Source organism: Paenibacillus sp. JNUCC32, from assembly GCF_014863545.1.
Lineage (GTDB): Bacteria > Bacillota > Bacilli > Paenibacillales > Paenibacillaceae > Paenibacillus_AQ > Paenibacillus_AQ lautus_A.
In genome coordinates, this window is record NZ_CP062260.1 from 3,900,149 (window position 1) to 3,910,000 (window position 9,852).

Consider the following 9,852-nt stretch of genomic DNA (forward strand, 5'->3'; position numbering starts at 1 on the left):
TTATCATGATGGCCATGATCTTGCTTTAGAACCCTTTTTCATTATCGTGTAGGCCGTACTTATCAAAAAACTCATCGCGGAAATCAAGCAGACGGTCTTCCATAATACTCTGACGCACGCTCCGCATCAAATTGATCAGGAAATGCAGATTATGATACGTCGTCAATCGCAGTCCGAACGTTTCGTCGCTCTTGATCAGATGGCGCAGATAAGCACGCGAGTAGTTACGGCAGGTATAGCAGTCGCATTCCGGATCCAGCGGTCCGTAATCCCTGGCATATTGAGCATTTCGAACGACAAGACGGCCTTGACTTGTCATCGTTGTCCCGTTGCGGGCGATCCGCGTCGGAAGCACGCAATCGAACATATCCACACCACGAATCGAGCCCTCAATCAACGCATCCGGTGATCCGACTCCCATCAAATAGCGAGGCTTATTGTTCGGCAGCAGGGGCACCGTGTAATCCAGCACTTCATACATAAGCTGCTTCGATTCTCCCACACTAAGTCCACCAATAGCATAACCCGGGAAATCCATGGAAGTCAAATCACGGGCGCTCTGACGGCGAAGATCCTCATGCATGCCTCCCTGCACGATGCCGAACAGGGCTTGGTCCTCCGGTCTGGCATGACTCTTCAGGCAGCGTTCAGCCCAGCGGGAAGTCCGCTCGGTGGATTGTTTGACGTACTCATACTCCGCAGGAAAAGGCGGGCATTCATCAAAGGCCATCATAATATCAGATCCCAGCGCGTTTTGGATCTCCATTGCGACCTCTGGAGAGATGAACAGTTTATCTCCGTTCAAATGCGAACGGAAATGTACGCCCTCTTCCGATATTTTTCTCATTTCCGCCAGGCTGAATACCTGGAAACCGCCGCTATCGGTCAATATCGGCCGGTCCCAGTTCATGAATTTGTGCAGCCCGCCTGCTTCCTTCACAATATCATGTCCCGGTCGCAGGAAGAGGTGATAGGTGTTGCTCAAAATAATGTGGGCATCCATCGCTTTAAGCTCTTCCGGGCTCATCGTTTTTACGGTTGCCAACGTTCCGACAGGCATGAATGTCGGCGTATCGATTACGCCGTGGGGGGTGTGCACTCTGCCGAGCCTGGCGCCCGATTGTTTGCACGTTTTAATATGTTCATAAGTAACAGCTGCTGCCATTGTAATAACCAACCTCCGAAATTAATAGATAAACATCGCGTCGCCAAAGCTGAAGAAACGGTATTCTTTGTCAACGGCTTCCTTGTACGCATGCATGATGTGTTCGCGTCCGGCCAGCGCGCTGACCAGCATGACCAGCGTGGATTTCGGCAGATGAAAATTCGTAATCAGCGCATCCACCACGGTAAAAGAGTATCCCGGATAAATAAAAATGCTTGTCCAGCCGCTGCTCTCGCGCAGAGGCTCGCCCTTTAACTGTGAGCCTACCGTTTCCAGCGTTCTGCAGGAGGTCGTTCCTACGGCGATAACCCGGCCGCCGCGCCGTTTCGTTTCATTCAGCAGGTCTGCCGTTTCCTGGGATAGGGAATAGTACTCTTCATGCATGACATGGTCCTCGACCTGATCCACGGACATCGGGCGGAATGTTCCCAGTCCCACATGTAAAGTGATGAAGGCGATGTCCACTCCCTTGGCCCGGATTTGTTCCAGGAGAGCCTCCGTGAAATGAAGGCCTGCCGTCGGCGCGGCTGCGGATCCTTCATGCTTCGCGTATACGGTCTGATAGCGATCGCGATCATCCAGCTTTTCCTTAATATAAGGCGGGAGCGGCATTTGGCCCAGTTCATCCAGGATTTCTTGGAAAATCCCCTTATACGAGAAGGACAAGGTGCGAGCACCCATTTCTCCTTCCTCCTCGATGACCGCCTTTAGTTTCCCCTCGCCAAAGGAAATCACGTTTCCCTTTTTCAGCTTCTTGCCGGGTTTTACGAGTGCTTCCCAACGGTCTTCTCCCATATTCTTCAGCAGAAGGACCTCGGCTTTCGCTCCGGTATCCTCCTTTTCGCCGAACAATCGGGCCGGGATTACCTTCGTATCGTTTAATACGAGCGTATCGCCCGGATTCAGGCTGTCTATGATATCCGCAAACGTCTGGTGGCTTATCTGTCCGCTCTCTTTGTTCAGCGTGAGAAGCCTGGAAGAACTTCGATCCAGCAGCGGCGTCTGCGCAATTAAGTGTTCGGGTAATTCAAAATCATACAAATCCACATTCATGTCGGTCAGTCCTTCGTTATAGTCGTGTTGCGGTAATAGTGTTGGAGTATCTGCTTATAATCATACCCTTCGTCGGCCATTCCTTTGGCACCCCATTGCGACATGCCCAGTCCGTGGCCGAAGCCTTTACCGGTAAATTTAAAGCCCGGAGAGCTTTCGATTACGCGTGCTGTCCCCGTTCCATTCATCACGACGGTGCCGGAGCCTTTGACGTTTCCGTTTCCGCTTCCGGAAATGACGGATACCGTTTGACCGCTCGAAACCGTTGATACCGCACCATTCGCGCTCAATACAGTATAACTTCCGGTCGATTCAATATCAAACAATGTGCTTGGCAGACCGTTAAAAGCCGAGCGGAACATATCCGGATATTTTACGTCCAGCACTTGACCGTTGGCTTTCACCGTGAGGGCCCGTCCGGACGGGCCTCGCTCCGTTACATCCAGCGTAGTAATGGAGGCCGGCAGGCTATTGGCGGTTTTTCCTTTTAAAGTGGCCAGCAATTGATCCGAAGTATAAGGGCCTCGAACCCATTCGAAGCTGTTGGATTCCGCGACTTTGTCCAGGACGACGGCCGTTTCTCCCGGATTCATCTTGCTTACGGGCTCAACGTTCGATTGGATCAGCGGCAGCGGGCGCACGTTGGTATCCTTCGCGGTAACAGTCATATAAGGAAGACCTGCCGATGTTGCATTGCCGGTTTCCTTTACATTGTCCTCACGCACGTAACCCGTAACGCCACTCGGAAGAAGCACATGATACCAAGCTTTAAGCGCGGCCTGGGATGAGGAGTCGCCAGGGCTTTCCACCGCGGCAAACAGATCGTTACGATTGCCCCAGACCTCGGTGGAGTCCGCCGTCATCCCGCCGCTGTTGGAAGAAAACACGGTTTCCACGAATTTGCCGTCTTTCATGACGACTTCGCCATCGGTTGCATCCACTGCCTGAATAATGCTTGGATACTCATAAGCCGTCCCATAATAGGCCTGGCTCAGCGTGGTGTCCACGACATGCGCTACTTCGAATTTATTACCTTGGAAGAGTGCATAGCTGCGCGCTGCCACGGCCTGTGCCTTCAGAGCCTCGGTTCCCCAAGAAGAAGGCACCTCCGCCCCCACGACGGAATATAGGTACTGCTGGAACGGCAATTCGTTGACGAGGTATAATTGACCGTTCTTTTGCCCGATCTCCAAAGCGCCCCGATATGAGCGATCGGATCGCTCCTTCACATTCGTTCCCGCTCCTGACTTCCCATCAACCCGCAGAACGGATTGATTACCTGACAGCATGTATTGTGTCACCTCTTGGGGAGCCGCCAGATTCAGGCTTACGTCACTTCTTATGATAAGACCCGGCGTATTGGCGTTCTGTTCAACCAGGCTGCCGGATACCTTTGCAGCTTCTTTCTTGACGGCAGCGAGATCGGCCGTGTTTGCCGCTTCGCCTACCCACACCTCATAAGCCGAAGTTTCCCCGGACGGCACCATGACATTGAATGCATCCAGACCGGCATCGGCATACGCTTTGCGCACGGTCTCCGCCTCAGTCTCCGATCCGTACGATCCGGCAGACAGATGCAGCGCGCCTTTAACGGCTGGCGTTTGCCCATTCAGATATGCAGCCGCTGTCTTCGCTGTCCGAGCAGCCGCATCCGCGGCCGCTTTTTCTGTACCGTACATGCCGGCGTACAGCTTGTACACCTTGCCATCCGCAAACAGCATCGGTTTGTCACTTGTCGCCTGCAGCTTTTTCGCTGCTTCCGAAGCGGCTTTCCAATCCGTTGTCTCAAGCACCTTAACGCGGTATGTATCCACGCTCATCCGGACCTGCTGGTTCGCAGGGATGCTCATCAGGGTCTGATGAATACCGGAGGCAAGCAGCGATGCGGTTAGAGCCTCGGCGGATTTCAGCGTCACGGCATTGGTTGTCGATTTATACTGGCTTCCCAGATCCAGGAACATCGCAACCCGAATCGTATCTAACGAAGGGGCGGCTGCTTGCACGGCGGGCGCGCTCCATAAGCTTCCGGCAACAGCCAGCGACAAGAGTCCTTTGGTGGTCCAACCGAATAATGATTTCGTCCAGTTCCTATCCATGTATGTCTTTCCTCCTGTAACTAATTGGATATGGTATATGCATAAATGTCATGATTCCTTCAGTTAGCGGCGATCCTCCGGAAAGGGAATGCCTAAATACTGATAAGCTGTAGGCGTTACGACGCGTCCCCGAGGCGTACGCTGCAAATAACCGATCTGTAGAAGATACGGTTCATAAACATCCTCTATGGTTTGGCTTTCTTCCCCGATGGTTGCGGCAATGGTATCCAGTCCCACAGGTCCCCCGCGGAAGCTCTTGATCATGGCGTTCAGCATTTTGTGATCGATAAAATCCAGGCCCATCGGATCGATTTGGAGCATCTTCAGAGCTTCCTGCGCGATGCTTGGCGTGATCATGCCGTCGCCCCGAACTTGCGCATAATCGCGTACCCGCTTCAAGAGGCGGTTCGCAATGCGCGGTGTCCCCCGAGATCTTAGGGCAATCTCTTCTGCAGCCTCTCCCAATATCTCGATCCCCAAAAGATCAGCATTGCGGGACACAATGTAGCTCAGCTCATCTACCGTATAGAATTCCAGACGGCTTACTACACCAAAACGGTCCCTCAGCGGCGCTGAGAGCAGGCCAGCCCGGGTAGTGGCGCCAATTAGGGTGAACGGCGGAAGATCCAGGCGAACGGAGCGTGCGCTTGGCCCTTTCCCGATCATAATATCCAGCGCAAAATCCTCCATGGCCGGATACATCACTTCCTCCACCGTCCGGTGCAGCCGGTGGATCTCGTCAATAAACAGGACGTCTCCTTCCTGCAGATTGGTCAAAAGTGCCGCCAGATCGCCAGGCCGTTCGATGGCCGGGCCGGACGTCGTCCGCAGATTAACGCCAAGCTCATTGGCGATAATATTGGCCAGCGTCGTTTTGCCAAGTCCCGGAGGACCGTACAGCAGCACGTGGTCAAGCGCCTCGTTGCGCATTTTTGCAGCCTCGATATATACCTTCAAATTTTCCTTTACTTGATTCTGTCCTATATATTCAGCCAAATAACGCGGACGCAGACTAAGTTCGACAGCCTGTTCGTCCATCATCAGATTGGCGGAAATAATTCGATCATCCATCTATATAACTCCTCTCTTGCAGCGATTCTCTATCTATCCAGCGAATAGCTGCTGCAGTGCCCGTTTCATGAGCACATCGACGGATTCGCCGCTTGTGCCGGAATCCTTGATCTTCAGCCAGACTTTATCCAGCTCGCTATCCGTATAACCAAGCGCCTTCAGGCCCTCGCGAGCCTCGGACCATGCCGAGCCGCCATCATCCGATTCCGGCTCCTGGATGGCAAAAAGACCGGTCATCATGCTCGCATTCCCGAAGCCCTCAAGCTTATCCTTTAGATCCAAAATCATGCGCTGCGCTGTTTTCTTGCCGATTCCCGGAAGTTTGATCAAGAAGGATATATTCTCTTGATAGATCGCGGAAACCACATGATCCGGAGATCCTCCGCCGAGTATGCCGAGCGCCACGCGCGGGCCGATTCCCGAGACCTCGATCAGCTTACGGAACAGCTTCTGCTCCTCCCGCGTCGGAAACCCAAACAGCAGAATGGCATCCTCACGAACGTGATGATGGGTGAAGACCGTCACGGTTCCTTCCGTTTTGGCAAAAGCATACGGATTCGGACAAAACACCCGGTATCCTACGCCTTGAACATCCAGCACAATATATTCACTCTCTAAGTGGACAACCTGTCCCCGTAAAAAATCGATCATTTTCGCAATACCTCATTTAATTTGGAATTAAGTGTGTAAGAATGGGCGTGGCAGATTGCCACGGCCAGAGCATCCGCCACATCGTCGGGCTTTGGGATGCTCTGAAGCTTCAGGAACATCCTGACCATTTCCTGTACCTGCTTCTTCTCGGCCTTGCCATAGCCGACGATGGCCTGCTTAACCTGCATAGGCGTATATTCTGCAATCGGGAGTCCGCGCTGGACCGCCGCCAGTATGAGAACTCCTCTCGCCTGGGATACGGACATCGCGGTGGTGACGTTGCGGTTAAAAAACAATTTCTCGAACGCAACGGCCTCCGGCTCATATTTATCGATAAGCTGCAGCATGCCTTCATACACGTGATGCAGCCTCTCTTCATCCGGTGTATGGGCTTCCGTCTGGATGCAGCCATACTGGACCGGCGTGACTTTGCTTCCAACCTTATCGACAAACCCGAAGCCCACAATCGCAATCCCCGGGTCGATTCCTAAAATGCGCAAACCAATCTCTCCTCTGATGAAGCGAACATATGTATCGTTCTCCCATTATAACAAAAGTTCGGCCTCAATTGAGGAAAAACTTTGATCCCGTAAGCCAGAGTTCTATATCTTCCCTGACGGCACCGCCGATGGAACGGCTAAACACCAAAAAACCGCCCGGAAAAATTCCGGGCAGCTGCGGCTTTGGTGATGAAGCGACAAGCATAGACGTTTCAAGGGCTAGGACTCATGACATTTTCGGCCATATCCCGTGCATAGTCGCTAAAGGTTGACAGTACACTGTTGTACTCTTCCATATCTTGAATTCGAATACCTTCTTCAAGCTGCTGAATCACGTCTTTAGGCAAAGAGGATTCCATCGAGCCGACATCCAGTTGGAAGAAGGTGCGCATGACCTTCTCTTCTTCCGGCGGGCCGTCAAACAACGTTAAGTTCCCGTTGGCATCGATGCTCATATAGGCTTGCCGCTTGCAGGCGGGTGAGAGGTCGGATACGGTTTGTTCGAGCCAGACATTTCCTTTATTATCCAACCGTCCCTGCCATAAAGGATTTTTATTCATCAGTTCATAAATGCCGTCCGCCGTAAGCTTTCCCATATCCTGCTCTTCAATGCCGCAGACATACGTGATGCGGACATGAACATGCTTCTTTCCCTTCGAGGTATTCAGCTTCTGCATGAATTCCCTCTGATCCTGCCTGCGTTCCTCCTGCTTATCATCCTCGATTTGCAGGTATTGCATCGTTTCCACAGCCAGCGGCGTTTCATCGAAAGTAGCGGTGAGCAGCCTCTTCATCTGATCGGTTATATTCTGGCCGGACCATACCATGACACCTACGAGCACTACGATCGAACAAGACCAGATCGCGCGTCTCCAACGTCTCCACCGTTTTCTGAACAGTTTCTTGAAGAAATGAAAAACACTCAAGGTTATCCCCTTCTATTCAATGTTTTTCATATTGTGACCGGGATGCTGTCAAAATATTCAGTTCCGCTCTTGCCGTTGGCATCATTTTCTATCCATAACAAAGAAAGATCGCCTTCAGATATACTGAAAGCGATCTTTCGGTTTGAATCGGGATGACACGATTTGAACATGCGACCCCCTGGTCCCAAACCAGGTGCTCTACCAAGCTGAGCTACATCCCGTTAATTAATGCCGGTGAAGGGACTCGAACCCCCACGGTTTCCCTCACGATTTTGAGTCGCGCGCGTCTGCCAATTCCGCCACACCGGCACAAAGAAATTTCATAAGTTAAGCATCTGATTGTAAAAATGGCACGCCCTGAGAGATTCGAACTCCCGACCTTTTGATTCGTAGTCAAACGCTCTATCCAGCTGAGCTAAGGGCGCAAAATGGAGCGGACGACGGGAATCGAACCCGCGACCCTCGCCTTGGCAAGGCGATGCTCTACCGCTGAGCCACGTCCGCAAATATGATATGTATTCCGATTCCAGCTCTCTTGGTAAAGATGGTGAGCCATGAAGGACTCGAACCTTCGACACCCTGATTAAAAGTCAGGTGCTCTACCAACTGAGCTAATGGCTCTTATTACTAAGAGTTAAAGAATGGCGGAACTGACGGGATACTCTCTCTTCGTTCGAGACTGCGAAGTCTATGCTAACGAAGCTAAGCTCCGACGAACCCAATATGGATTCTCATCCCTGAAGCTAATAAGAATGGCGGAACTGACGGGATTCGAACCCGCGATCTCCTGCGTGACAGGCAGGCATGTTAGGCCTCTACACCACAGTTCCAAGAGGCATTATCGCCATTGCGATATAAATTGGTTGCGGGGGCAGGATTTGAACCTACGACCTTCGGGTTATGAGCCCGACGAGCTACCGAACTGCTCCACCCCGCGTCATTAAAAGGGTTGCTTGTATGGGGTCCCCTAAAAGTAATCGGAATTACCTGCGAAGCGTGAGCTTCACTTTATGGGGATGAATTATGGTGGAGGCTGAGGGGATCGAACCCCCGACCCTCTGCTTGTAAGGCAGATGCTCTCCCAGCTGAGCTAAGCCTCCATCTGGATTGTTACATTCATTAAAGAAAGTGGTGACCCGTAGGGGATACTCTCACTTCGTTCGAGACTGCGAAGTCTATGCTTACGAAGTTATCCTTCGACGAACCGACAGGATTCTCATTCCCTGATGCATTAAAGAAAGTGGTGACCCGTAGGGGATTCGAACCCCTGTTACCTCCGTGAAAGGGAGGTGTCTTAACCCCTTGACCAACGGGCCGTATATAAAGTCCTTGCTGGCGGAGAGAGAGGGATTCGAACCCTCGAGACGCTTTTGGCGCCTACACGATTTCCAATCGTGCTCCTTCGGCCAACTCGGACACCTCTCCGTATGGCTCCCCGAACAGGACTCGAACCTGTGACAACTCGATTAACAGTCGAGTGCTCTACCAACTGAGCTATCAGGGAATATGTACCGCTTGGCGACGTCCTACTCTCCCGGGACCCTTCGGTCCAAGTACCATCGGCGCTGGAAGGCTTAACGGTCGTGTTCGGTATGGGAACGCGTGGAACCCTTCCGCCATCGCCACCAAACGTATATTCAGGATACGGCATCGCCAAATGCCGTGACCATCCTCCTTGCAAGCATAGCTTGTACACTTACAATTCAGTTTTGATCACCTGAAAACTAGATACGAAACGATATTTGCAGCACATTAGAATCCGTAGCATTCACCCGATGTGGTATCGGGGTCCCCGAAAAGTATTCGGCATCCGCTTCAAAGCTTCGCTTCACTTTTTGGGGTGATTTTGGATAAGCCCTCGACCGATTAGTATTGGTCAGCTCCATGCATTGCTGCACTTCCACCTCCAACCTATCTACCTCGTCGTCTTCAAGGGGTCTTACGAATTGGGAAATCTCATCTTGAGGGGGGCTTCACGCTTAGATGCTTTCAGCGCTTATCCCGTCCGTACGTAGCTACCCAGCCATGCTCCTGGCGGAACAACTGGTGCACCAGCGGTACGTCCATCCCGGTCCTCTCGTACTAAGGACAGCTCCTCTCAAATTTCCTACGCCCACGACAGATAGGGACCGAACTGTCTCACGACGTTCTGAACCCAGCTCGCGTACCGCTTTAATGGGCGAACAGCCCAACCCTTGGGACCTACTTCAGCCCCAGGATGCGATGAGCCGACATCGAGGTGCCAAACCTCCCCGTCGATGTGGACTCTTGGGGGAGATAAGCCTGTTATCCCCAGGGTAGCTTTTATCCGTTGAGCGATGGCCCTTCCATGCGGTACCACCGGATCACTAAGCCCGACTTTCGTCCCTGCTCGACTTGTAGGTCTCGCA

General features: G+C 52.3%; 7 protein-coding genes, 11 tRNA genes and 2 rRNA genes (1 of these 20 running past the window's edge). All 20 read right to left on the reverse strand.

The window, feature by feature from the left end:
* Nucleotides 1-25 precede the first annotated feature (25 nt).
* The gene (tgt, locus tag JNUCC32_RS17545; RefSeq protein WP_096772925.1) at nucleotides 26-1,165 is read right to left on the reverse strand and encodes a tRNA guanosine(34) transglycosylase Tgt; all 1,140 of its coding nucleotides are present in this window, start codon (nucleotides 1,163-1,165) and stop codon (nucleotides 26-28) included.
* A gap of 21 nt (nucleotides 1,166-1,186) precedes the next feature.
* Nucleotides 1,187-2,218, reverse strand: coding sequence for a tRNA preQ1(34) S-adenosylmethionine ribosyltransferase-isomerase QueA (gene queA, locus JNUCC32_RS17550; protein WP_096772924.1), 1,032 nt, complete (start codon nucleotides 2,216-2,218; stop codon nucleotides 1,187-1,189).
* A 5-nt stretch (nucleotides 2,219-2,223) separates the two neighbouring features.
* Nucleotides 2,224-4,314, reverse strand: a complete 2,091-nt coding sequence (locus tag JNUCC32_RS17555; protein WP_192569314.1) for a SpoIID/LytB domain-containing protein — start codon at nucleotides 4,312-4,314, stop codon at nucleotides 2,224-2,226.
* A gap of 63 nt (nucleotides 4,315-4,377) precedes the next feature.
* Complete coding sequence (gene ruvB, locus JNUCC32_RS17560) at nucleotides 4,378-5,385, reverse strand: Holliday junction branch migration DNA helicase RuvB (RefSeq protein WP_192569315.1); 1,008 nt, start codon at nucleotides 5,383-5,385, stop codon at nucleotides 4,378-4,380.
* A 33-nt stretch (nucleotides 5,386-5,418) separates the two neighbouring features.
* Nucleotides 5,419-6,036, reverse strand: coding sequence for a Holliday junction branch migration protein RuvA (gene ruvA / locus JNUCC32_RS17565; protein ID WP_192569316.1), 618 nt, complete (start codon nucleotides 6,034-6,036; stop codon nucleotides 5,419-5,421).
* On the reverse strand, nucleotides 6,033-6,536 hold the full coding sequence (ruvC, locus tag JNUCC32_RS17570; RefSeq protein WP_009592782.1) for a crossover junction endodeoxyribonuclease RuvC: 504 nt from the start codon (nucleotides 6,534-6,536) through the stop codon (nucleotides 6,033-6,035). Before ruvC ends, ruvA begins: the two co-directional genes overlap by 4 nt.
* Nucleotides 6,537-6,748: 212 nt before the next feature.
* Complete coding sequence (locus JNUCC32_RS17575) at nucleotides 6,749-7,462, reverse strand: BofC C-terminal domain-containing protein (RefSeq protein ID WP_015734032.1); 714 nt, start codon at nucleotides 7,460-7,462, stop codon at nucleotides 6,749-6,751.
* A 147-nt stretch (nucleotides 7,463-7,609) separates the two neighbouring features.
* Nucleotides 7,610-7,683, reverse strand: a tRNA-Pro gene (locus JNUCC32_RS17580).
* 8 nt (nucleotides 7,684-7,691) lie between these two features.
* Nucleotides 7,692-7,771 (reverse strand) — tRNA-Leu (locus JNUCC32_RS17585).
* A 39-nt stretch (nucleotides 7,772-7,810) separates the two neighbouring features.
* Nucleotides 7,811-7,887, reverse strand: a tRNA-Arg gene (locus JNUCC32_RS17590).
* A 4-nt stretch (nucleotides 7,888-7,891) separates the two neighbouring features.
* A tRNA-Gly gene (locus JNUCC32_RS17595) sits at nucleotides 7,892-7,966 on the reverse strand.
* Between the two features lie 41 nt (nucleotides 7,967-8,007).
* Nucleotides 8,008-8,083: transfer RNA gene (locus tag JNUCC32_RS17600), tRNA-Lys, on the reverse strand.
* Nucleotides 8,084-8,215: 132 nt separating this feature from the next.
* Nucleotides 8,216-8,292, reverse strand: a tRNA-Asp gene (locus JNUCC32_RS17605).
* Nucleotides 8,293-8,322: 30 nt separating this feature from the next.
* Nucleotides 8,323-8,399, reverse strand: a tRNA-Met gene (locus JNUCC32_RS17610).
* A gap of 87 nt (nucleotides 8,400-8,486) precedes the next feature.
* Nucleotides 8,487-8,562 (reverse strand) — tRNA-Val (locus JNUCC32_RS17615).
* Between the two features lie 141 nt (nucleotides 8,563-8,703).
* Nucleotides 8,704-8,778 (reverse strand) — tRNA-Glu (locus tag JNUCC32_RS17620).
* 17 nt (nucleotides 8,779-8,795) lie between these two features.
* A tRNA-Ser gene (locus tag JNUCC32_RS17625) sits at nucleotides 8,796-8,887 on the reverse strand.
* Nucleotides 8,888-8,890: 3 nt separating this feature from the next.
* Nucleotides 8,891-8,966 (reverse strand) — tRNA-Asn (locus JNUCC32_RS17630).
* Nucleotides 8,967-8,975: 9 nt separating this feature from the next.
* Nucleotides 8,976-9,092, reverse strand: a 5S ribosomal RNA gene (gene rrf, locus JNUCC32_RS17635).
* Between the two features lie 216 nt (nucleotides 9,093-9,308).
* Nucleotides 9,309-9,852: ribosomal RNA gene (locus JNUCC32_RS17640) — 23S ribosomal RNA — on the reverse strand (it continues 2,385 nt past the right edge of the window).